Origin of the sequence: Marasmitruncus massiliensis, from assembly GCF_900186535.1 — a bacterium.
GTDB classification, from domain to species: domain Bacteria; phylum Bacillota; class Clostridia; order Oscillospirales; family Ruminococcaceae; genus Anaerotruncus; species Anaerotruncus massiliensis_A.
In genome coordinates, this window is sequence record NZ_FYDE01000002.1 from 85,233 (window position 1) to 109,690 (window position 24,458).

At 49.4% G+C, this 24,458-nt stretch carries 18 protein-coding genes; 10 read left to right on the top strand and 8 right to left on the bottom strand.

Annotation, left to right across the window (positions count from 1 at the left end; genetic code table 11):
* Nucleotides 1-8: 8 nt before the first annotated feature.
* Nucleotides 9-1,265: a hypothetical protein gene (locus C1A10_RS00775; RefSeq protein ID WP_101908410.1), complete on the bottom strand. Its 1,257-nt coding sequence runs from the start codon at nucleotides 1,263-1,265 to the stop codon at nucleotides 9-11.
* Nucleotides 1,266-1,468: 203 nt separating this feature from the next.
* On the opposite strand from C1A10_RS00775, the gene C1A10_RS00780 reads away from it, so the two are divergent.
* Nucleotides 1,469-2,458 carry an aldo/keto reductase gene (locus C1A10_RS00780; RefSeq protein WP_101908411.1) on the top strand — a complete coding sequence of 330 codons (990 nt, stop codon included), beginning with the start codon at nucleotides 1,469-1,471 and terminating at the stop codon, nucleotides 2,456-2,458.
* 8 nt (nucleotides 2,459-2,466) lie between these two features.
* Complete coding sequence (locus C1A10_RS00785; protein WP_101908412.1) at nucleotides 2,467-3,279, top strand: YdcF family protein; 813 nt, start codon at nucleotides 2,467-2,469, stop codon at nucleotides 3,277-3,279.
* Between the two features lie 58 nt (nucleotides 3,280-3,337).
* On the opposite strand, the gene ilvD is transcribed toward C1A10_RS00785, so the two are convergent.
* Together ilvD and C1A10_RS00795 are read right to left on the bottom strand one after the other, a co-directional pair.
* Nucleotides 3,338-5,053, bottom strand: a complete 1,716-nt coding sequence (gene ilvD / locus C1A10_RS00790) for a dihydroxy-acid dehydratase (RefSeq protein WP_101908413.1) — start codon at nucleotides 5,051-5,053, stop codon at nucleotides 3,338-3,340.
* A gap of 246 nt (nucleotides 5,054-5,299) precedes the next feature.
* Nucleotides 5,300-6,001, bottom strand: coding sequence for a FadR/GntR family transcriptional regulator (locus tag C1A10_RS00795; protein WP_101908414.1), 702 nt, complete (start codon nucleotides 5,999-6,001; stop codon nucleotides 5,300-5,302).
* Nucleotides 6,002-6,278: 277 nt separating this feature from the next.
* Here C1A10_RS00795 and C1A10_RS00800 point away from each other — a divergent pair, with 277 nt between their 5' ends.
* Complete coding sequence (locus tag C1A10_RS00800; RefSeq protein ID WP_101908415.1) at nucleotides 6,279-7,628, top strand: MATE family efflux transporter; 1,350 nt, start codon at nucleotides 6,279-6,281, stop codon at nucleotides 7,626-7,628.
* A 40-nt stretch (nucleotides 7,629-7,668) separates the two neighbouring features.
* On the opposite strand, the gene C1A10_RS00805 is transcribed toward C1A10_RS00800, so the two are convergent.
* From C1A10_RS00805 to C1A10_RS00810, 3 genes are all read right to left on the bottom strand, one after another.
* Nucleotides 7,669-8,337: a hypothetical protein gene (locus tag C1A10_RS00805; protein ID WP_101908416.1), complete on the bottom strand. Its 669-nt coding sequence runs from the start codon at nucleotides 8,335-8,337 to the stop codon at nucleotides 7,669-7,671.
* 539 nt (nucleotides 8,338-8,876) lie between these two features.
* Entirely contained in the window at nucleotides 8,877-9,083 is a 207-nt protein-coding gene (locus C1A10_RS18170) for a hypothetical protein (protein ID WP_145997675.1), read from the bottom strand.
* Nucleotides 9,084-9,732: 649 nt separating this feature from the next.
* A complete protein-coding gene (locus C1A10_RS00810; protein WP_101908417.1) occupies nucleotides 9,733-10,410 on the bottom strand; it encodes a GntR family transcriptional regulator in 678 nt (225 codons plus the stop codon).
* 268 nt (nucleotides 10,411-10,678) lie between these two features.
* Between C1A10_RS00810 and C1A10_RS00815 the strand changes: the two genes are divergently transcribed.
* From C1A10_RS00815 to C1A10_RS00845, 7 genes are all read left to right on the top strand, one after another.
* Nucleotides 10,679-12,259, top strand: coding sequence for an ABC transporter substrate-binding protein (locus tag C1A10_RS00815; protein WP_101908418.1), 1,581 nt, complete (start codon nucleotides 10,679-10,681; stop codon nucleotides 12,257-12,259).
* A 148-nt stretch (nucleotides 12,260-12,407) separates the two neighbouring features.
* Complete coding sequence (locus tag C1A10_RS00820; RefSeq protein WP_101908419.1) at nucleotides 12,408-13,331, top strand: ABC transporter permease; 924 nt, start codon at nucleotides 12,408-12,410, stop codon at nucleotides 13,329-13,331.
* Nucleotides 13,332-13,339: 8 nt separating this feature from the next.
* Complete coding sequence (locus tag C1A10_RS00825) at nucleotides 13,340-14,215, top strand: ABC transporter permease (RefSeq protein ID WP_101908420.1); 876 nt, start codon at nucleotides 13,340-13,342, stop codon at nucleotides 14,213-14,215.
* Between the two features lie 12 nt (nucleotides 14,216-14,227).
* Complete coding sequence (locus C1A10_RS00830; RefSeq protein ID WP_101908421.1) at nucleotides 14,228-15,208, top strand: ABC transporter ATP-binding protein; 981 nt, start codon at nucleotides 14,228-14,230, stop codon at nucleotides 15,206-15,208.
* A gap of 59 nt (nucleotides 15,209-15,267) precedes the next feature.
* Nucleotides 15,268-16,164 (top strand): ABC transporter ATP-binding protein, encoded by an 897-nt coding sequence (locus tag C1A10_RS00835; protein ID WP_207654706.1) that lies wholly within the window; start codon nucleotides 15,268-15,270, stop codon nucleotides 16,162-16,164.
* A gap of 25 nt (nucleotides 16,165-16,189) precedes the next feature.
* Nucleotides 16,190-18,235 (top strand): family 10 glycosylhydrolase, encoded by a 2,046-nt coding sequence (locus tag C1A10_RS00840; RefSeq protein ID WP_180950927.1) that lies wholly within the window; start codon nucleotides 16,190-16,192, stop codon nucleotides 18,233-18,235.
* 20 nt (nucleotides 18,236-18,255) lie between these two features.
* Nucleotides 18,256-20,214: an alpha-amylase family protein gene (locus tag C1A10_RS00845; protein WP_101908424.1), complete on the top strand. Its 1,959-nt coding sequence runs from the start codon at nucleotides 18,256-18,258 to the stop codon at nucleotides 20,212-20,214.
* A gap of 517 nt (nucleotides 20,215-20,731) precedes the next feature.
* Here the strand turns inward: C1A10_RS00845 and C1A10_RS00850 are convergent.
* Both C1A10_RS00850 and C1A10_RS00855 read right to left on the bottom strand, forming a co-directional pair.
* Nucleotides 20,732-22,327 carry an MBL fold metallo-hydrolase RNA specificity domain-containing protein gene (locus C1A10_RS00850; protein WP_101908425.1) on the bottom strand — a complete coding sequence of 532 codons (1,596 nt, stop codon included), beginning with the start codon at nucleotides 22,325-22,327 and terminating at the stop codon, nucleotides 20,732-20,734.
* A gap of 534 nt (nucleotides 22,328-22,861) precedes the next feature.
* Nucleotides 22,862-24,451 (bottom strand): hypothetical protein, encoded by a 1,590-nt coding sequence (locus C1A10_RS00855; protein ID WP_101908426.1) that lies wholly within the window; start codon nucleotides 24,449-24,451, stop codon nucleotides 22,862-22,864.
* Between the last annotated feature and the right edge of the window lie 7 nt (nucleotides 24,452-24,458).

A 24,458-nucleotide genomic window follows, 5' to 3' on the forward strand; every position in this document is an offset into this window, starting at 1 on the left:
TTTTATGTTCAGATCTTTTTGCCTTCCCAGTAGATGCGCACGCCGTTGATGGTGCGCCCCTCCTTGATGACCTCATATCTGGTGATGTATTTCATATTGACGAAATGCGTCAGAATGATTTCGGTATAGTCGCGGATACGTTTTTTTCGTTTTTTGTCCGAGTCGATGTCGCCTAATTCCCGATAGACTGATTCATAGAGAATTTTATCGCGCATAATCTTATTGTTCTGGTTTTTCATTGCCTCAATGCGGCCCAGCAGATAGGTTTTCAGCGGGATGGTGGTTGCGTTGTTGTTCAGCGGCGCTTTCAGCAGGTCGATGGAGACGGTGGAAATCTGATTTTTCATTTTGGCGTAGCTGTGCAGGGGAGGGGTATCGATGATCTGATACATCTCGCTGCGCTTGCCGTTGACCACGCCGGTATATTTATTGAGCGGCAGAAGGTATCCGTCAATGGTGAAGGACTCCACTTCGTTTTCGCCCACCATATTTTTTTGAATCATATGTGCCTTGATTTCTTCGGTCAGGTCGATATTGATCGACAGGCGGCGCATGGTATCCAGCTTGGCTTTGATATCCTCCACAAGGCCGTCGTCAACCGTAGGGTTTTCCTTACCGGTCATTGCATGATAAAGCATCGGCACCGTGAAGCTGGAGTTGCCGCTTTCGAGGATGGAGACGACGCCGTTGATAATGCTTTTATCATAGTTCGTCAGGTGGAAGTTCCCGTCGATCTTCATATGTTCGGGGCAGTCGATAGTGACAGCGGTCTGAATGGTCAGGTTTTTGCGGCGCGAAACCGTCACCTCGTTAAACTCCTTGAGCTGTGCCAGCTTGTTGGTAATCGGGTCGATCGGCATCACGTAATTCTTGGGACGGATGGCCTGAATGGCGGGCGCAACGGATGCAAGCCGGCTGATTTCATCGCTCACGTCCGGCTCCGCCTTCAGCAGGTCGTCGATTTCCTCCTTGGTGATGCCGCCCATCAGAATGAGGAAACGGCGCATATCCTCCGGAAGGCCGGAAAGGAATTCATAATAGCTGCGCGTAGCGGCAACTACGGATTGCAGCGCTTCATCAACACTGCCCTCCTGGCTGTCCGGATTCAGCAGGAGGCTGTTGCATTCCTGCACCGGAGCGAGCCGGCTGCTGCACTCATCCATATAGTTGCTGACGACGGAAAGCGTATATTTTTTGATGAGCTGCGGCAAAAGATCGGAAAGGGCGCCGGTATAATCGACTGGAGCGGCTGGAATTGTCGGCATAAAGCTTCACCTCATGCAGCGGAATACCGCCGGTTTCATTTCCCCATATTATACACAATTTTATGCGGTTTGTCATCCTCTTTCGGCAGGCTTTCCCTAAATGCGGCCAATTTCCGCAGCCATGCACGATACGCGTGAAGGCTGTTCCTTTCGGGGAAAATATGGTATGATAGTTATAAAACAGCAAACTGGGAGGAATTCGGATGTATTTGGCGAAAACAGATAGATATCAGGCCATGCAGTATAAGCGCTGTGGAAAGAGCGGCCTGCTGCTGCCGCGGATTTCCTTAGGCCTTTGGCAGAATTTCGGTGGGAAGGTTCCTTATGAAATCAGCAGGGAGATGGTCTGTGCGGCGTTCGGCGCGGGCATCACTCATTTTGATCTTGCAAATAACTATGGACCGCCCGCGGGTTCCGCGGAGGAGACCTTCGGAAAGCTGCTCAAACAGGACCTTCACCCTTACCGCGATGAGATGGTCATTTCCACCAAGGCAGGATACACGATGTGGCAGGGGCCATACGGAGACTGGGGAAGCAAAAAATACATGATTTCCAGCCTGGACCAGAGCCTGAAGCGTATGGGGCTTGAATATGTGGACATCTTTTATCATCACCGCCCCGACCCCGAGACGCCGATGGAGGAGAGCATGGATGCGCTCGTAACCGCCTTGCGGCAGGGGAAATGCCTGTATGTAGGGCTTTCCAATTATAACGCGGAGCAGACCAAACGGGCGGTCGGAATCCTTCGGGAAATGGGAGTGCACTGCCTCATCCATCAGCCGCGCTATTCCATGTTTGACCGTTGGGTGGAAAATGGGCTTTATGATGTTTTAAAGGAGGAAGGCGTCGGTGCAATCGCATTTTCACCGCTGGCGCAGGGGATGCTGACCGGCAGATATTTTAATGGGATTCCCGCTGATTCCCGCGCTGGAGGGGACAGTGTCTCGCTTGACGCACACCGCGTGACCCCTGAAAAAGTGGAAAAAGCGAAAAAACTGGACAAAGTCGCGCAGGCAAGAGGCCAATCGCTGGCACAAATGGCGCTTGCGTGGGTACTGGAAAAAGAACAGACCACATCGGTAATCATCGGTGCGTCCCGCGTCCAGCAGATTGCGGAAAACCTCGGCGCGCTTAATAATCTGGAATTCACTGCCGAGGAACTGTCGGCAATTGATCAGATACTGGGAGATTGATTAGAAACATGCGCAAACTCTTACAATCGGCAGGCTTTGCCGTTGCGGCAGTTAGTTTGTTTTTCGGCCTGCTGCCTTTGCTGCTTTACGGAATCTTTCATACAGGAGTAGCCGCCCTGCTGCTGTTCGGCCTGCTGCTTGCGGCGCTCTGCCTCTTTTGGGACCCGCCGAAGCGAGAAGTCGGGACACACATTCGCAGACGTCTTCGACTGGTCTCGGACAGGCGCCGCCCACCTGTACCGCGCTGGTGGAAAACTTTAAGGGTAATAGGTGTTGCCGGCGTTTCCGCCTGCATGCTTGGTGCCGCCGTCATTTCGGTACTGATGCTGTCGGCGGCTTTCCAGACGGCCGGGCAGGAAACGCGGACAGTTATCGTGCTGGGGTGCCAGGTCGTCGAAGACAAGCCGTCGCGGATGCTAGGCTATCGGCTGGATGCCGCCGAGCGATATCTGAAAGCGCATCCCGATGCGCTCGCCGTCGTTTCCGGAGGGCGCAGTCCGTCGGAAACGTATTCCGAAGCGGAGATCATGAAAAATGAACTGGTTAACCGGGGAATTGATGCGGCCAGAATCTATACGGAAGACCGGTCGGCCAACACAGAGGAAAACATCCGGTTTTCCGAACAGGTGATTTCTCAAAACAAACTGCCTGAACAGGCGGCAATCGCAACCGACAGCTTCCACCAGCTGCGCGCGGCAGTCTATGCAAAACGTGCCGGGCTGTCGCCCGCGCCGCTGAGCGCAAGAACCCCGTGGGGGCTGCTGCCGTCCTACTGGGTACGGGAATTTTTTGCACTGGCAAAGACCGTACTTTTTTCCTGACAAAAACAGTCTCCCTGTTCCGTAACGGAGCAGAGAGACTGTTTTATTTGATGACAGGCTATTTCATGTAGCCGCCCTTCATTGGGGAAACGGCGTGCTCGGAAAAGATTTTGAGAACACCGGACGGATATTTGGGAGCGTGTGGTTTCCAGTTTGCTTTGCGCTTGGAAAGGACTTCCGCAACTTCTTCCTCGCTCATGCGTTTTCCGTCAATTCCGACGATTGCCAGAACCCGGTTCTCGATGTCAATTTCAATCAGATCGCCCTCTTCTACCAGCGCGATGGGGCCGCCGTCAGCGGCTTCGGGAGATACGTGCCCGATAGCAGGGCCTTTGGACGCTCCGGAGAAGCGGCCGTCGGTGATCAGCGCGATGGATTTGCCAAGCTCCGGGTCGGAAGAAATGGCTTCGGTAGTGTAGAACATTTCCGGCATGCCGGAGCCTTTTGGGCCTTCGTACCGGATGAACACTGCGTCACCGGGCTGGATGTTGTGGGAAAGGACGGCGGCAATTGCGTCTTCCTCGCAGTCAAACGGGCGTGCTTTCAGGATCGCCTTAAACATTTCCTTTGGGACGGCGGTATGCTTGACCTCTGCGCCTTCGGGCGCGAGATTGCCGCGCAGGATGGCAATACTGCCGTTTGTGCCAATCGGGTTGTCAAAGGTGCGGATAATATTGGTGCGCTTGAGCCCTGTTTTTGCGAGCAGCTCGTCGCAGCGGTCATAAAAACCGTTCTGTTTGAGGTCTTCCAGATTTTCCCCGAGCGTTTTGCCGGTTACGGTCATGACATCCAGATGGAGCATCGATTTGATTTCTTCCATGATGCGCGGTACGCCGCCCGCATAGTAGAAGTATTCCGCCGGCCAGCGCCCGGCCGGGCGGATGTCGAGCAGATAATGCGCGCCGCGGTGCAGGCGGTCGAACGTATCGCCGTCAATCTCCAGACCAAATTCATGTGCCGCAGCCGGCAAATGAAGCAGAGAATTGCTGGAGCCGGAGATTGCCGCGTGTACCATAATGGCGTTTTCAAACGATTTCATCGTTACCATGTCGCGCGGTTTGAGCCCGGTACGTGCCAGAGTGACCGCCTGTTTGCCGGCGCGCTTCGCGAATTCGTTCAGGTCTTCGCAGGTGGCGGGCATGAGGGCGCTTCCGGGCAGCATCAGGCCCAGCGATTCCGCCATGACCTGCATGGTCGAGGCGGTGCCCATAAAGGAACAGGCTCCGCAGGAAGGACAGGCGTGCTGCTTATAATAGGTGAGCTTTTCGTCGGTGATTTCGCCGCGCTGCTGCATGGCACTGTACATGCCGATCTGTTCCAGTGTCAGCAGGTCGGGCCCCGCCTGCATGACCCCGCCCGTCACAATGATGGAGGGAATGTTGACGCGTCCAATCGCCATCAGGTGAGCGGGCACTGCCTTATCGCAGCTTGCGATGAATACGCCCGCGTCAAAGGGGGTCGCGTTCGCGTGAATCTCAATGAGATTGCAGAGCGTGTCGCGGGAGGCGAGGGAATAGTTGATGCCGTCGTGCCCCTGTGACATACCGTCGCAGATATCGGTGGCAAAGTAGCGCGCGGCTTTTCCGCCCGCCTGCGCGACGGCTTCAGCGGCGCTGTTGCAGAAACGCAGAAGATGGGCGCTGCCTGGGTGGCTGTCACCAAAGGTACTCTCGACGAGGATCTGGGGCTTTTCAAGATCCTCGACCGTCCAGCCCATGCCAAGGCGCAGGGGGTCCATTTCCGGCGCGATTTTCCGGATTTCCTGACTGATCATATGGGTTCCTCCAATTGTTTTAAAATGGCAGCAATATCGATAGCTTTGATATCGGCTAAAAGCGATTTGCTTGACACGTATGATGTCTTTGATTAAAATAGTATCATAATTCTATTAATTTAGCAAGATAGATTTGAAATAAAGATCAAATTTGCTGAGATTGGATAGAATTGCCTTAATACACATCGGATGTGTTGTCAATCTATAAAAAAGCCCGCGCGATGCGGGCGGGGAGGGTAGCGCCGGTTATGGCTGCTGATCAAAATTCATTTCCTGAATATCTCTGCGGTTATAGACCAGGTGCAACAGCATCGCGTCGTGAGCGGCAATGCTGTTGTGTGTTTTGACAGCCTGCACCACTTCACGGTGAGTGGCAATGGTTTCTTCGAGAAGCTTCCGGTGAGTAAGGTCCACAAATAATTCCACAGAGGCGGAAATAATTGGAATCAGACTCGAAACAACGGAGTTTTTGCTGCAAAGTGCTAACTTTGTGTGAAATTCGATATCCTTAAAGACATGGTTTTTGTGTTCGAGAATCAAAGACTCCATCACGGCGGCCAATGTTTCCAGCTCGGCAGTCTCTTCCGGAGTTGCGTTCTGAGCGGCAAGCGCGGCAATCTCGGGCTCAATCATGAAGCGGATTGCCAGCAGATCGAGCGCGAGCTTGTGCTTGTCCTTCATAAAAGCCAAGCCAAGAGGATCGTCCGCTGTGCCATATTTATTGGCAATGTAAGTGCCCGCGCCGCGGCGAATGACCAGAATATTGCGGGAAATCAGCATACGGATTGCCTCCCGCACGGTTCCGCGCCCAACCTGAAGCATGGAGGCCAGTTCGTATTCGCTCGGAATCCGGTCGCCTACTTCTAAATTATGGTCGGAGATGTATTGGATGATTTCATCGCTGATTTTTTCGGTCAGGGGCTTTTTTTGATATTCTTCAATATTCATTGATGGTTCCTCCGCAGGCTGCGTTTTTTTTATTATACCGAACTGTGAAATGTATTACAAGGAATTCCGGCTTTTTAAAAGATTCTGCGATGCAATCATAGGGAAGACAGACTGCACAAAAAGCATATCATTAAATTAGCAGAATTTTGAGTGTGGAATTGCAAATTGTCTTTTTGCGCACTATAATGGGTTATATTGTAAAAATTAAGTAAACAGAAAAAGCTGCGGACCGCCTGTTCGATTTAAGCGGCTTTTAGACTGGTAAGGGGCGGATAAAATGGCGGCACATAATATGACAGAGGGAAGTATTGCAAAACATTTAATTGGTTTTTCTATTCCGATGATCTTGGGAAATCTTTTTCAGCTAACCTATAATACGGTAGACAGTATTATTGTGGGGCGTTATCTGGGAACTGATGCAATTGCGGCCGTTGGTGCGGCGAATCCAATCATGAATGTCGCTATTTTTTTCATCGGCGGTATTTGCATGGGTGCATCGGTGCTGATGAGTCAATATTTCGGTGCGCAGGAACTGGAAAAATTAAAGCGGGAGATCAGCACGACTCTGTTTGCGGGGATCCTGTTTACGGTTTTTATGACGGTTCTTTCGTTTTTGCTCGCAAAGCCGATTCTGAAACTGATTGATACGCCTGAAGAAATTCTCGGCACGTCGGCTTCCTACCTTAAAATTGTATTTCTGGGCATGATTTTTACGTATCTATATAACTTTTTCTCCAATACTCTGCGCAGCATTGGCGACAGCAGAACTCCGCTGCTCTTCTTAATTGTGTCCAGTCTGCTGAACATTGCGCTCGATATTCTGTTTGTGGTTGTTCTCGGGGTGGGTGTACCGGGGGCCGCCATCGCTACGGTACTCTCTCAGGCTGTTTCAAGTATCTTATGCCTTATTTATATCAACCGCTCGATTCCGCTGCTTCATATTTCGAGGGAAGAGCTTGTGCTGGATAAAGGGCTGCTGAAAACGACCATAGAGTATAGCTGGGTAACGGCTATGCAGCAGACCTGTGTTTATTTGGGACGGGTATTTGTACAGGGCGCAGTAAACCCGCTCGGAGTCGACAGCATTGCCGCGTTTAATGCGGTTTCCCGTGTGGATGATCTTGCCATTACGCCGATGCAGAGCATCGGAAGCGCATTGACCACCTATTTCGCACAGAACAAAGGCGCTAACAACACAAAACGTATTTGGAAAGGGTTCCTTTGTGGCAATGGGATGTCAACTTTTTATTGGGCTCTGCTTTGTGCGCCGGTATTTTTCGGGGCGGAGGCTGTCATGAACCTGTTTCTGCCGCACGGCGGGGAAGAAGCAGTCCGGCTTGGCGCGCTGTATCTGCGCAGCATGGCGTTTTACTATGTCATGCCCGGCTGGACAAATGCCCTGCAAGGATACTTCCGTGGGATGGGCATGATGACGGTTACGCTGATCAGTTCGCTTCTGCAGATCGGCACAAGGGTGATATTTTCCCATATTCTTGCGCCTATGAGCGGTATTGCGGGGATCGCGTCCGCCTGCCTGATCGGCTGGGGTCTGATGCTTGCTTACGAAATTCCCATGTTTCTTATCGACAGGAGAAAACGGGCGGCTGATAAGCTTCCGGAAGCCTGACAGAAAAACCTCCGCAGGTTTCACCCTGCGGAGGTTTTTCTTATGATAAATTATTAGAGGAGCTGTCTGCTGATTGGCTTGTTGCATTGTCTGTATCGTTTGGACGATTACCCTGTTTCCGCAAGCCGCCGGTTCTCACAGTGATTGTTACGGGTGTTTCTCCGTCTTCCGCAAATTCCACGCTGATGGTATCATCCGCCTTGATATCGGATAAACTGCCTTCAGAAGATTCACCGTCTTTTTCAATCAGAATGCTGCATCCGTCGGCGACGGTGATGGTTTTTTCTTCGCCTGAGAACTCTTTCTGAGTATCCCTCACGGGCGGCTGGCCTCTGCTCGGTCTGCCGTTTGACTTTTCATCCGGCTGATCAGCCGCAGAGCCATCAGCTTCCGAACTCTGGCTGTCTACCGGTTCCGACGCATCTGATGGGCCGCGCTGTCTATTCCGTGGACCGGCTTCTCTATCCGGCCTCTGACCCGGGCCACCTTTCACAGTCAGCAGGGTGATCGTATTCCCGTCTATCCCGGTAACTTTTCCGAAAACCATATTAGCAGTTTTCCTGCCTTCGGCATTCTCTTTACCGGGTTTGGAACTTTCCTCAACACTTGCGGACGAACTCTCTGAGGAAGAAGCGTCAACAGCGACAGCTTCCGCACATCCGCCGAGCATTGCGACAGCCAAAAGGATGGCAAATAGTTTTTTTATCATATTATTCATCTCCGATTTCATCAATCTGAAGAGAGTATACGATCCCGTTGTGTCGGCTAAGTGAAAAATTTTATAAATTATGGAAAATAATAAGCAAAAACTAAAACAGAGGCTGTCATGTAATCATGTAAAATGTATTAAACCAGAGAAAGTGGGAAATGACAGAAAAGATCTCCTATCGTTGAGTAGAAACTACGATAGGAGGTTTAGCTATGCACAGATAAAAGTTATCGTCGATATGTTCCTGACTCCGGGTTCCTATCTGTAGCTGGTGACCACCTACCTCTCAGAGTATGCCGGGGACTTGTCTGTCTCCAGAACGTATCTAGTTTTTCAATCCGTACAGATACTGCTGCTGAATGCAGCTTAATCCATATTTCGGTGCCCCGAAATTGCGAACTTCCCTCGACATGGCTTGCAACTGCAAAGAACTACTGGTGCCTGCCCTTTTAATTCTTTATTGACAGGCTATTCCTCGCTTTAAGCCTCTTTGTCGTTGTAAGTTTTAACAGTTTGCCGTGATCGGTTACAGAGTTATTTTAGATATTGCGTAATTGCATTAACCAGTTGACTTCCTGATTGCTAATAATAGAACGGGCAGCTGCGATGTTTATGCGGATATGTGTGTCAGTTTGTCTGTCAGGCCAGAACCAGTTGCCGTAATCTACTGCCAGACGTGCTTTGGCTTGTACTGCTAGTTGTAAATCTCGCGCAGGAACATACGCTCCTAAGTCAATCCAGCACATGTATGTACTTTCCAGCGGAGTGACTGTAATCGCAGGATAGGCTTCGGTGAGCATTTGCCGAAGTAAATGAAAGTAGACTGATATGGAAAATCTGATTTTCGATTATGAGGACACTTTGTACGAAAGCCTGTACATCTACGCACCTGCTTTCCGCCTTGGCTACTCGCATCTTGTGAGGGGAAGGGGCTGCCCCCTAACAAGGAACTTTTCCGACACTGAAATCAGCCGCTGGCTGGGGTTTTCCTCAAAAACTCCCGGGCAAGCTATGAGTATCTGTGAAATACAAAATGCTATTATTGGTAAACTTGAGTATTTTTCTATAAGATATTTGTGGATATTTACTCCATTCGGCAGAACCTTGGAAATTCGCACAATCTTGAATACAGCGGCAGGATGTCAAAATATCAGTATACCTCCAGATGGGACTCTATCCGGTGCCATGCCGATCCCAGGGTTACTCTGATTACCTGCGACCATCTTGGATGCCTCTTTGAAAAGAACGAATGGTTGTGGCGGGAAGCTTTGTGGTTGTGGGAGATGCCGCCGAGGGTTATGCATTTATAAAGGCAGCAAGTTGCCTGTTGCCGGATGTTTTATACGCAAAAAAGGGAATCTCCCAGTGCTTTTACAGTGCTGGGGGATCCCCTTTTTATGCATTCGTTTTATGCTCGCTGTCGACACCCTTTTGATTGAGGTACTCATCCACTTTTTTATTGAAAGAATGCTGTCCAACATAGAAATGAATAGATACATACCGGACAGCTAGCTCGGGATCCCCAAGCTCTAGGGCGTAGATAATATCGTTGTGTTCCTTATAGGTATGAGACAGCCGGTCGGGGCGGATGGGTAAAAGGCGCCTTTGCATGCTGGTTTTTCTATACAGCTCCAGCAAATATTCCAATATTGCAGGATTGTTGGTGGATTGCGCAATTAAAGTATGAAATTCGATATCCAGTTCGGGAGTCACCTTAGGATCGATTTGCCCCTGCGTATACAGCTTTTCATTGATTGTGCGTAGTTCACGGATTTGATCGGGTGTAATATGCAATGCAGCGTATCGGGCAGAAATCGGCTCTAATGCATAGCGGATTTCCTGCAGCTTGATCACATACCCCATGCTTAGGGTTGCTACCACAACGCCGCTGTTGGATTGATAGGTCAAAAACCCCTCAGACTGCAGAATACGAAAAGCTTCCCGCAGGGGGGTGCGACTGATCTCCAACTGTTTGCACAACTCCACCTCACGGAGTTTTTCTCCCGGCCTGAGCTCGCCGGACATAATGCGGGCACGAATGGTCTGCGCGGCCATATCAGCAGTTGACGGCATGTAAATCTCTCCTTATATTTAAAATGGTTTAAAACAGCAAATTATGTCATATTGTATTCAATATGACTTTTCGAAAATATTTGTTGTGTTTTGAAAAATGGCTGTAAATAGTGTATCATATCTACAATTTATACGCAATAGTTATTCCGTTGAAAGATTTTTATGTAAATCATGAATAAAATTAAACAATTTATTTGGATGTATTACCGCTTTACACATTTTATATAAATTGATAAAATGTATACAAAATTAACTGGGAGGCTTTCTTATGACCCTAAGACGTTGTTTAGCAATTCTATTGGTATGCTGCTTGCTGGTGATGACCACTGCCTGCGGCGGCACCAGCTCTGATGCAACCTCGGGAGATGGCACTGCAACAAACACAGATGGCAGCGGCGCTGCCGGAAAGGATTCTATAATCATTGCTTCCGCTTCAGAGCCGGATTGCTTCTTCCCTTTTCATTCCACACTGAATACCAACATGGATGAAGCGCCTATCCTGCATAATATTTATGAAACCCTGATTAAAATGGCGCCGGATGGTTCTCATATGCCTCTGCTGGCAACCAAATGGGAGATTTCTGCGGATGGCAAGGAATACACAATGTATTTGCGGGACGATGTGTATTTCCACAGCGGCAACAAAATGACTGCCGAGGATGTTGCCTGGACCCTGAATACATCGGCTCCCTCCACGCAGGGCAAGCAGCAGCTTGCCAATTTTAAAACCTGCGAAGTCATCGACGAAAATACCGTTGTCATCAAGCTTTCCGCACCCTATGCGCCTTTCCTCAACGCCTTGTGTGGACGCTTTGCCCTCATTGCCGATAAAAAGCTTTTTGATGAGATCGGTGAGGAGGCCTACAATGAGAATCCTGTGGGAACCGGCCCATACAAATGGATTTCCCGTACCTCCGGAGATCGTATTATTCTGGAATCCAACGAGGAATACTGGAATGGTGCGCCTCCAATAAAAAATATTACTTACCGCGTTATGACCGATAGCAACACACAGATGATTTCTCTGGAAAACGGCGATATTGATGTGCTGCTGCAGGCTAATATCAGCGCGCTCACCAAATTGAATACCGAGAAAGTAAAATGGGATACAACCGATGCTTCCTCGATCTGCTATATGTTTATCAACTGCACCAAGGGACCCGGCCAGGATCTAGCATTCCGACAGGCTTTGCAATATGGCATTAACAAGGAAGAGATCAACATCGGCGTTTATGAAGGGTATGCCACGGTAGGCGATATTCAGATGGCACCCTCCTTCTCAGGCCGCCCGGACCCGGGTACTTATAAAACCATTGAATATGATTTGGAAAAGGCCAAGGAGCTTCTAGCCAAGTCCAGTTACAATGGGGAAGAATTTTCAATTCTGACTGTCAGCGGCACCCGCAATGAAAATGCGGCCCAGGTATTGCAGGGCCAACTTATCGAGCTGGGAATCAACTGCACCGTCAACGCAGTTGATGCACCCTCATACACCAACACCGAACAGGAAGGAAATTTTGGAGCCAAGCTCCGCGCATCCGGTATTTCCGTTATGGATGCCGACGGTATCTACTATCAGTTCCACTCCTCCCAAGCTCTAGCACCTGGAAAATACGATCTTGGTGTTTCAAGTCCGGAGCTAGACGAACTCTTTGCAGCCGGCCGCGTTGAGGTGGACTCTGCGAAAAGAAAGCAGATTTATGCACAGGCCTGCGATATGATCACAGATAATGCCTATACCGTATGCCTTTACTATGAAGTAAATGCCTGCGCCTATAACAGTGGTCTCAAAGGGGTTGTACCCCGCGCCTTGACTGGGCTCTATTTCTTCAATGACTGGAGCTGGTAAAAGCCGGCCCCAAGTCACTGGCCCCAGGGAAGAAACTTGTAAGCATTCATAAAAAATAGGAAATGCCGGTGGTACGTGCTGGGATGAACTTCTTGGGGGAGCGCTGCCGACATTTTCTATACATCTTCGGGTTGAAATGAGGTGTCTCATGCTGAAATATGTTGCAAAAAGAGGATTGATGCTGATTCCGGTTGTCATCGGTATCACTCTGTTTATCTATGTGATTATGAGCCTTGCTCCGGGTGATCCCGCCACCTTGATTCTGGGCCCCGATGCCCCCTATGAAGCTGTTTTAGCCAAGCGGGCCGAGTTGGGATTGAACGATCCTGTTCTTATGCGCTATGTGAAGTATATGGCGGGTGTCTTGCAGGGGGATTTTGGCAGCTCCTGGTATAACGGTTTTAATGTTTTGACCGAATTTGCCTCGCGACTCCCAAATACTCTCACCTTGGGCCTGATGTCCATGGCCATTTCGGTGGTGGTGGGCATCCCGCTGGGGATACTGGCGGCTGTGCGGCAAAACAGCATGCTTGATTACACAACGCTAGTTCTTGCCATGCTGTTTGCCTCCATTCCCGCCTTCTGGTTCGGCCTGATGGCCCAAGTGATATTCTGCCTGACCTTGGGCTGGTTCCCGGCAACCGGCGCTGAATCCCTTAAGCATTTTGTATTGCCTGCTTTGACTCTATGCACCGGTTCGCTGGCGGCCCAGGTCCGGCTGACACGTACCAGCATGCTGGAAGTTATCAAGCTGGATTATGTCCGCACCGCCCGTTCCAAGGGGGCCTCCGAGCAGCGCATCATCGGCAAGCATGTGCTGCGCAACGGTATGCTGCCGGTGGCCACCCGGATCGGCACCAGTCTGGCGAATATAATCAGCGGCGCCATTGTCACTGAAAGCGTATTTTCCATCCCAGGGGTGGCAAGCCTGCTGATCAACGCGGTGAAAATCCGCGATGTACCGGTTGTCATGGGCGTTATTGTGGTAATCGCCGTGTTTGTGGGTGTGGTCAACCTTTTGGTGGACCTTACCTATGCACTGATCGACCCCCGCGTTAAGCTAGAAGGTTAGGTGAAAAAATGAAATATAAAAACAAGAGCAATCTGACCAATAAAAGTCAATTGGGGCTCATTGCCTTCCGGTTCAGCAAAAATAAGCTGGCTATGGTTGGCCTGGCCGCCATTCTCCTGCTGATTCTGATGTGCCTGACCGCACCGCTGTTTATCAGTTACGATCAGGTTTATAAGCAGAGTATGGCCAACCGCTTTATTACCCCGTGTGCCGAGCATCCCTTCGGCACGGATCAGTATGGGCGCGATCTGTTTGCCCGTGTCCTCTATGGCGGACGAATCTCCCTGCTTTCCGGCTTGGTTGTGGTGGCTTCGGCTATGGTGGTGGGGCTTACCCTGGGTGGCGCTGCCGGCTATTTCGGTGGTAAGGTCGATAACATCATCATGCGGTTCTGCGATATTTTTATGGCGGTGCCCCGTATGTTGCTCTCCATGGCGGTGGTATCTGCTCTGGGGCAGGGCACCTTCAAGATGCTGATCGCTCTGGCTGTGGCCGAATTTCCCAACTATGCCCGTACGGTCCGCGCCTCGATTATGACCCTGCGCAACCAGGAGTATGTGGAAGCGGCGAAATGCTGCGGAACCAGCTCCGCCCGCATTATCTTCAAGCATCTGATCCCCAACGGTATGGGACCTGTTATTGTTTCCGCTACCCTAGGGCTTGGAACCACCATTCTGGCAATCGCCTCCTTGGGTTTTCTGGGTATCGGCGTTGCCTCGCCCACACCGGAATGGGGAACCATTTTATCGGAAAACAGAACCAATATCCGCCATTTTCCGCATCTTGGATTGGTTCCGGGCATTTTTATTGCCATTTCCGTTATGTGCCTGAATTTTGTGGGGGACGGCCTGCGGGATGCATTGGACCCCAGGACCAAGAATTAGGAGGGTACGGACATGAGCGAAAGCCTGTTGACCATAAAAGATCTGCATGTCCAGTATAACACAGATGAAGCCGTGGTTCACGCCTTAAACGGCATAAATCTTACTTTAAAAAAGGGCGAAGCCCTAGGCCTGGTAGGGGAGACGGGTGCCGGCAAGACAACCATGGCTCTGAGCATTCTCCAACTGCTTCCCGCCAAGGTGGGAGAAATCACCAAAGGCAATATTCATTATGATAATACCGATATTCTGGCGGCGGATAACCACAACATGCGGAAAATCCGCGGTGCCAAAATCGCCATGATCTTTCAGGACCCTATGAGCAGCCTCAACCCCATTCTGACAGTGGGGGATCAGATTCACGAGGTGCTGGAGCTTCATTTCCCGGAAATGAGTAGGGAGGAAAAGGACCAGCGGGTGGATGACATTCTGGGACTGGTGGGAATCCAGAAAAGCCGCAAAAACGAATATCCCCATCAGTTTTCTGGTGGCATGAAGCAGCGCATCGGCATAGCCATGGCTCTGGTAGCCGAGCCGGAGTTGTTGCTGGCCGATGAGCCCACCACCGCTCTGGATGTAACCATTCAAGCGCAGATTCTTCAACTGATGCAGGAACTGCAAAAAAAATTCAATACCTCCATGATCTTTATTACCCACGATTTGGGGGTTGTGGCCGAGTTCTGCGAGAATGTGTCTGTCGTCTACGCTGGCGAAATCATTGAAACTGGTTCTGTCGAGGAGGTTTTTGCCCGCAAGAGAAATCATCCTTATACAGTGGGGCTGTTTAATAGCATTCCAGATCTGACCACAGAAGCCAAACGGCTGATTCCCATTCCAGGCTTTATGACGGATCCTACCAACCTTCCTGTGGGATGTAAATTCGTCGAGCGATGCCCGAACTGTATGGAAAAATGCAAAGTCCAGCTGCCTCCTATGTTTGGAGCAGGGCACAAAATTAAGTGCTTTTTATATGAAGACCGGGGGGGAAATGCATAGTGGCAGCACCGCTGATTGAAACAAAAAATTTAAAAAAATATTTTAAAGTGAACAAAGGAATGCTTCACGCTGTGGATGATGTGAGCCTGAAGATCAATGCAGGCGAAACCTTGGGGGTGGTGGGTGAATCCGGCTGCGGAAAATCCACCCTGGGGCGCACCATAATGCGCCTTTTGGAAGCAACAAACGGTGAAATCCTGTTTGAGGGCAAGGATATTTTAAAATACAATAAATCCCAGATGCTGAAAATGCGCTCCGAGATGCAGATGATTTTCCAGGATCCTTTCACCTCCCTGAACCCCCGCCTTTCCGTAGGGGATATCATTGCTGAGCCCATGAAGGTGCTGCATACTGTAAAGGGGCAGGAGGCCATGCGGCTGCGTATCAAAGAACTGATGGATATGTGTGGCTTGCCGGAGCGCTATTATAATACATATCCCCATGAGCTGGACGGCGGACGCCGGCAGCGTGTAGGGCTTGCCCGGACATTGGCGGTCAACCCCAGATTCATCGTGTGTGATGAGCCAGTTTCGGCGCTGGATGTATCCATTCAGGCGCAGATCATCAACCTGCTGATGGATTTGCAGGATCAGCAGGGGTTGGCCTATATGTTCATTACCCACGATCTGTGCGTCGTGCGGCATATCAGCAATTATATCGCCGTCATGTATCTGGGGCAGGTGGTGGAATACGCCTCCCGCGATGATCTTTTTGAACAGCAGTTCCATCCCTATACTATGGCGCTGCTCTCCGCCATCCCAACGCCGGATCTCAGCCGCCGCAACCGGGAGCGCCATCTGCTTCGCGGCGAGGTGGGCAACCCCATTGACCCGGGGCCCGGTTGCCGCTTTGCCTCTCGGTGCGTCTATGCTACAGAAGAATGCCAACAGCCCCAGGAGCTACAGGAGATTCGCTCCGGGCATTTTGTGCGGTGCATGCGGGCTGGAAATCTGTAATATTTTTATACAAAGGAGAATCTCAATGCCCAATATCTTGTGGTGGGAAAAACCAATGCGCATTATTCAGTATAATTTGCAGGTGGCGGATACTCAAAAAATGGATCCGCAAAAAATAGCTCAGGAGTTGGAGGATGACTGCGCCAATGCTGTAGTCGTCAATGTGGGCGGCATTTATGCCTGGTATCCAAGTAAGGTGAAATATCATCATATCAATGAATTTCTGCCTGAGGGCCGGGATCTGCTTCAGGAAATTCTGGAAGCCTGCCACCGGAAAAATATAAAGGTGATTGCCCGCTTTGATTTTAGTAAAACGGATGATGTTGTTTACCTTAACCGACCGGAATGGTTTGTAAAGCAGCGAGACGATTCGCCTCTGATCTACGGCAAAGACCGTATGGGGGATTGGTCGCTGCTCATTTCCACCTGCATCAACAGCGGCTATCGCAATCGGGATCTGGCTGTGCCGGTTATTGAAGAGGTGCTGCAGGGCTACGACATCGACGGTATCTTTTTCAATGCGCCACACCCTTCCGACTGCTATTGTGAAATCTGTCGGGAAAAATACCACAGTCTTTATGGTGAGGCTTTGCCGGATCATCCCGCCGATTTTAACCCCGACTGGCATTCCCGCTGCATGAAGGATAATGTTAAGCTGATTTACGATACAGCCAAAAGCATCCGCCAGGATGTGCCTGTTATTTTATATTATTATGGCTACGATCACAAACGCAACCCGGAAGGTGTCGTGGATAATCTGGATGAGCGCTATGCCACCGCCGACCTGATTTGCACCGAGGCTCAGAATATTCTTTCCCAGGGTGTGGGTAATCTGCCTCCAGTCTATAAGCCGATGCTCAACATGAAAATCGGCAACGCTGTTCCTGGATTGCCGCGGCCCTTCGGCATTATTCATTCCAGTCCGGGTATGGATTGGCGGCATACCGGTATGTCCAAATCGGAGTATATGTTCTGGATGGCGCAGGTTGTTGCCAACAACGCTCACCTGTGGCATTCCATAACAGGCTTTAACGATACAGTTACCGATAAGCGCATTCTTTCCAGCGTGCGGGAAATAAACCAAATGGTTGCGGCTTGCGAAGATGAAATGGCTCACGCCAAGCCGCTTTCACAGGTGCTTCTGCTCTGGAACAGCTCCTGGCCAGCGGCCGGCTGGGTGGATGGCATGGCGGCCATGCAGTATCAGTTTGATCTGATGGATATCCACCATATTGATGGGACCCGGATGAATGAATACCGCGTGGTGGTGGTGCCTGACGGAATTGCGCTGAGCGAAAATGCCATCTCAATTTTGGAGGTTTACGTTCAGGATGGTGGCCGGCTGATTATTGAAAAAAGCGCAGTTTCTGGATTTTCCCAATTAAGTGGACTAATTGGAGTGGAAGAGCGGGCAATGCAAAGCCCGAAGCTGGCGGCCAGCTATCTGCGGATTGAGACGGATAATCCGGCCATTCGCCGGGGTTTTGAACAGGTCACCTTCATCCCGCTTCGCAAAAAGGTTTTGTATATGAAGCCTCTCGGTGCCGAGGCTCTGTTGACCCTGGTTCCGCCCTTCGCGCCGCCGGATGCGGTGGGGGCCCCGCCGGAACGGGCCAGCATGCCGGTGGAGCATACCGATATCCCCATGGTGCTCACCCATCGGCTGGGTAAGGGGCAGGTGCTTTCCATCGCGTTTCCCCTGAGCAGGCTGATTGAAGAATACCATATGGAGGATCATTACTGGCTGCTGCGCAACTGCCTGGATTATCTCATTGAGGAGAGGCAGTTTGAGATGACCCGCAACATCGCCGGGCTTTTTGCAACGGTATATCAGAGCGGTGAGAAGCTTTTGGTTCACCTTGTCAATGGAATCGGCCAGCGTCCACTGGTGGGCACGGTTTCTTACCACGATGCATCCTTTACAATTCGCCTGCCTTATGGGAAAAAGGTTAGCTCAGTTACAGCGGCAATTGAAAAGGAGGCGGTATCTTTTACACAGGTAGAGGATTGCGTAACGGTGACACTGGACCAGCTCAGCATCTGGAATATGGTGGTCATCCAAACGCAATAACAATCTTAGGAGGAAAACATATGCCATGGTGGCTTAAAAACAATATTCGAATGATTCAGAACAATATCCGTGATGTGGACGCTTTAATAGATATTGATAAGCACATTCAATGGATCAAGAGCCTTCACGCCAATGTCCTGCAAATTGGGTGCGGAGGAATTACTTCCTTTTATCCTACCCAGCAGAAAGAGTTCCAATGGCTCAATCCTTATATGAAGGGCGATTTTATTGGAAATGTGGTGGAAAAAGCCCATGCAAACGGCATTCGGGTTATTGTTCGCTTTGATTTTAGCAAAACCCACGAAAGCTTCTATGTCAACCACTACGACTGGTATTCCCGCGCTCTGGATGGCTCGCCTATCCGCTATCACGATACGGTAGCCACCTGCATCAACGGCGAATACCAGCAGAAATTATCCCTTAAGGCTATTGAAGAGGTGATCCGAAAATATCCGGTGGACGGCATATTCTTTAATATGTTCGGCTATGTGACCCAAGATTACAGCGGAAACTATATAGGCATTTGCCAGTGTGAAAACTGCAAAAAACGGTTTGCCGAAATGTACGGGGAGACCTTACCCACAAAGGAAGACCCCGCCGATCCGGTTTTTCAGAAATACTGCGAGTTTAAAAAGGCAACTGTCTATGATATTTTGGAGAAAATCCGTGATTTGGCCCGTTCGGTCAATCCGGAAATTGCTGTGAGCAACTACATCTCCCATGGGGTAGATATTGTGCGCAACGAATCCAATTCGGCGGTAGACCGCCCCTTGCCCTTCTGGATATACAACAGCACCGACAATGTAGGCATTATTGAGGGCAGCTACGAGGATAAGGTATCCTCCAATGTGGCCATCAATGCGGTGGATTTGCCTTATCGCTTTATGGGCGTATCCGATTATCTCAACCGCATCCGGCTGTATGGCAATATGGCTATGGGCGGAAGCCTGGATTGGTGCATCATTGGCAATTTTGAGGATTATCCCGATTATGAAAATTTCCAGGGTGTGCGGGAAATCTTTGCTTTTCACGAAAAGTATGAGGAATACTATGGGCACTTTGACCCGAAAACCAAAATTATGCTGGTCAGCAGCGGGGAACGCCGTACCTGGAATGCGGAATATCGGGGCGTGTTCCGCATGCTTAAGGAAGAGCATATTCTTTTTACAATTGTGGAAAATGGAGTGCTTGCCAGTAAGATTTGTGAGTTTGATAATTATGATTTTATTCTGCTTCCCGGTGTCGCTCAAGTGGAGAAATGCGTAGCCGAAGCCTTTAAAACAACCACTGCCAGTATTATCGCCTCCCGATATTCCCTTTCTGAAGATTCGGAGCTGCTTATGGAGCTTTTTGGTACGCAGCTTGAGGAGTGTGTCACAGATGTAAGAGGAACTTATTTGAAGCCAGAGCCAAGAACGGATTTTCTGGATTTTCATGAGCGGAAATGGGTGTATCTGGATAAGCCTTATTACAAGATGAAGCTGAATGGTTCTCAGGGGCTTTTACCCATGGTGGAAAAGGCCCGGTTCGGCCCGCCGGAGCGTTGCTTTGGCCACAGGGATACTGACCAGAGTCTGGCCGCTTATAAAAATGGCAACATATATCTTCCATGGGAAATTGGTTCACTCTACTATCACCATGGATATGATGAGTTTAAACGCATTTATCTGGATTTGATGCGCAAGGTAAAGCCAATTCCTCGTGCCTTCGAAACCGATGCACCAGAAATGGTAGAGATGTTTTTTGCAAAAATAGATGCATCGACCTATATGCTGCAAATTATCAATATGACCGGTTATAACGGAATTACCTATTTTGCTCCTATTCCTTTGAATTTTCAGGTGAGATTTACCCAAATTCAACCCAAATCGGTTGAGGAGTTGACATTACAGAAAATAAAACCGGCAGTATATACAGACCGATTAATGGTTTCCACATCCAATAGGGAGCTTTATAAGTCATTTCTGATTAAAATATAGCCTGTTTGCAAAATGGAGTGAACCAGGAAATGTTTCACCTTTTTCCATAGTGCCAGTGCTTTCTTTATGATCTTTGCTCCATAGTTTTCCCATCAAAAGACCTCCTTTTGTAATTATCCTGCATCAGGAGGTCTTTTTCGGCCATGTCTATTTTGAAGTGTTCAGTTCATATGCCCAAGGATATTTATTCCAGTTTGCAGACGCTGCCCAATTGGCTGGTTCTGTGCGGTGCTACTCTTAAAATCGCCTTTGCTAGGTAGATTATTATATTAACAGGCAGACTTCGAAAGTAAGTGCCAGCCTGTTTTTACGTATATCGAGGGTACTATAGTCAATGTTTGTATAAAGTCGTTGAAGTGAACCGTGTGTGCGATGATGCAATTTAAAGCGCTATTTTGAGTAATTCGATAATAGGAAAAAAACAGCTCATCAACTAAGTTGATGAGCGTATAACAACATATTCTTCCAAGGAGGTCTCTATTTGTCATTGTTTGTTTTCACCGGATCGGTTCAAAAGTCAGCGGTCCCATTTGTCGCACAGGGAATTGATCTGATCAGCAAATCGGGCAAGGTCCTTATTAGCGCCGTGCTGGTTATGCTCAATGACATTAAGCAGACGCTGGCCCGCAGCAAGCAAACGTGCAAAAACACCGGATACCTTGGCGGCAGGCGCTTTTTTCAGCTCGCGCTGGACTCCCTTTTCCAGCAGAGTGTTGGAAATGAGATCATAACGCTCCTGGAAATCGGGTGCAACGGCCGGGATGCCGTAAGTTTCCTGAACCAATTTCGCAAAAGTGTCGGCAGCGGTGGATTCGCCGTGCACAACGAAAACACGTTTTGGCTTGGTGGTGAAAGCGTTAAGCCAGCGCAGCAATCCGTCCTGGTCGGCATGTCCGCTTACACCCTGTAAGGAAACAATTTCAGCTTCCACATCGATTACTTCGCCGAACAGCTTTACCGTCTGGGCACCGTCCAGCAGCGCGCGTCCGGTGGTGCCCACCGCCTGATACCCGACGAATACCACAGTGGATTCTTTCCGCCACAAATTGTGCTTGAGGTGGTGTTTAATGCGTCCTGCTTCGCACATGCCCGACGCAGAAATAATTACCTTTGGCGTATCGGTGAAGTTGATCGCCTTGGAATCGTCACTGGTAATGGAGATGTGGAGATCGGGAAACGTGATAGGATTGATTCCCTTCCGGACAAGTTCCATTGCTTCCTCATCAAAGCAGTCCATGCGGTTATCGTTAAAGATTGTGGTGGCTTCGTTGGCCAGTGGACTGTCGACATAGACCGGGAAATGATCGTGTCCTTTCACAAGGCCGCATGCTTTGACTTCCCGCAGGAAATACAGCATTTCCTGTGTGCGGCCGACAGCAAAGGATGGAATCACCACATTGCCGCCGCGGTCGAAAGTCCTTTGAATGATCTCGGCCAGAGCCGCAGAATAATCAGGCGGACGCTGATGGAATCTTCCGCTGTAGGTGGACTCCATCACAACATAATCGGCCTCGCTGATGTATGAAGGGTCTTTGATGAGAGGTTGATTAATATTTCCGATATCGCCGGAAAATGCAATTTTACGGGAAGTACCGTTTTCTTCAAGCCAGACCTCAATACTGGCCGACCCAAGAAGATGTCCCACGTCTACAAACCGGATCCGAATGCCTTCGCAGATTTCGATGATCTCATTGTAACGGCAGGAAACCAGCTGCTCAATTACCTGTTCTGCGTCTGCCATTGTATAAAGCGGTTCAATTTCTTCACGGCCTGCGCGTTTTCCCTTGCGGTTGCGCCACTCCGCTTCAAATTCCTGAATATGTGCGCTGTCACGCAGCATGATGGAACAAAGGTCGCAGGTTGCATCAGTGGCAAATACCTGTCCACGGAAACCCAGCTTTGCGAGCAGCGGCAGTCTGCCCGAATGGTCAATATGCGCATGGGTGAGAAATACGTAATCAATCACACCGGGCGCCATAGGAAGGTCCTGATGCTCGTATTCGTCGGGCCCCTGCTCCATACCGCAGTCTATCAGTATTTTCTTACCGCAGGCTTCCAAATAGTGACAGCTTCCGGTTACTTCGCGGGCAGCGCCCAAAAAAGACAGCTCCATACACTGAGTCTCCTAACGTCGTTTTCTTTATACTTTATCATATTATACAAAAACTTACAAGAAAAAACCAATTGCATTGTAAAAGTACATGTGGATAAATAAAAAGTGTAATAGAAAATTGAATAGTTCGTCCATTAATTTTTTTAATAAAGTACGTGCGGTTCTGTCAAGCAGGCGCGCCGCGCAACGGGTTGTGCTACCCGGAATTGCGCTAAACTTTTATTTATTGTAATTATTATTTTAGTTGATAGGGGGTCGTTAAAAGGAAAAAGCAAGGTCATTCCCTGCTTTTATATTATGTTATATTTTCTGTTTTACAAATTTTAATTTAATAATTTCATTCAATTGGGACTATAATTACATAAACATTCGCAATCTCTTGTAGTAAAAAATAAAATCTTTACCTGCGAAATTTCAATAGCTCCTACCGATTGTTATTTTAGTAAAAAGACAAAAAAGCTTAAATTAAAAGCCATTTACCTTCAATACATACAACATATCAAATCATTCTTTTTTAATTCTAATTACCGGATTTTACTTCTGCGGCACAATGCAGAAGTGTTTTTCCCCTTCCTCGCCCGAACGTCCATAATCGCATACGATATAGTCCTGTGTCATTGCCCTGACGTATAAATAATCACAGAACGCCGTTATAAGTTCCCGGCCCTCTTGCTGTCCTTCCCGTAACAGGAGCTTCCAGACTCGATTCCCCTGCTCGTTTCGTCCGTCCTGAGTACGTGCAAAGGTCCGGTAATCAAAGGAATTTTCCTCATGAAAATCGAAATCGACAGTTCGGTATTCTCCTGATTCGACATCAATCAGGCGCATTCCGCTCCCCCCAATTGCGTACAGGGTTTTCTCATTCAGTGGTTTGGCCGGATTGGAAAGCCACGCGAAAATATCTGGAATCACTGTTGTCTTTTTGCTCGCAACATTATAGATACTGACTCCGTAGCTTGCAGCGTCCCCGTTCCCGTCGCTCCAATAGACGATTGTGGCTGCTACCTGCTTCCCGCCGTTCATCAGTACCGGATGCAGATATCCGACCTGCGGATTCAATTCTGCAGGGATATCAATCTCCTCCAGAACAAGCACTTCCCCGTTGCCGTCGGACTTTGCCAGCCAGACGCCGTTCCTCGCCGCGTAAGCCAGCAAATCCGCCTGTGGGCCGGCGTCAAACGCGCTCTGGTCGTCGGCAGTTCCTTTCCAAAGCTTTGTTTTTACTGCCTCGGGAAGCTTCCAGATTTGCTCCTTGGAAGCGTCTGTACTGTCTTTATATAAAATCCGGTCGGACAGCACGAGGCGGTAATCATAACCTTGCGTGGGCATCTTTTCGACCCGCGCTGGGTATTCCTGCAAAACATACGTATACAGGATTTCCCCCGTTTTGGCGTCTATTGCTTCAAACGGGCATTCCGCTATGCCGTCATTCCCTAAATGCCATCGGCACAAAAGCGTATCCCCAAATTGCAGGCAATCGGACAGCACAGGGTATTTTGCTTGTGCCGTAACAGCCGTTTGCATTTTCATCGCATTTTCACTTACAGAAAGCGGAACTTGGGAGGTCATGGCAGAAAGCAGATCGGTGATCTGCCAAAAAGCGGATCTTTCAAAGACAAATATGGCAAAATCGCCTGTGCTGGCATGGAATTCCGCCAGCATTTTACCGGCGTACTCTCCATTTTGCTGTTCATTTGATAACAGGCTGAACTGTGCTTGCACCCATTTGACCTTTCTCCCCTGCGCCGTATGTAGGGTAAGTAGTACAAAGTCCTCGGAGGAAATGACGTCGGGCAGAGCAGAACTCACTGTGCAGGGATTCTGCGTGAGCACAGCCGCAATGTCTTCCAGAAGCTTATAAGTTACAGCGAGCGATTGCCCCCGTTCGAGATGATCCCAGTGAATTTCCGTATATTTCGGATTATAGCTGCGCAATGCCTGTATCGCATCTGCCAGATCATTGCCTTCCGAAGGCTCCGTTTCCGGTACCGATAAAGCAAAAGCGGAAGAGGAAAGCTGGGCATCCGACGCTTCCTGCGTCGGATGCCTACTTGTTGGCACACAGGCGGTACACAGAACGACTGCCATCAGAAGTGGACAGACCATCCGAAAAAAATAATTCATACCGATA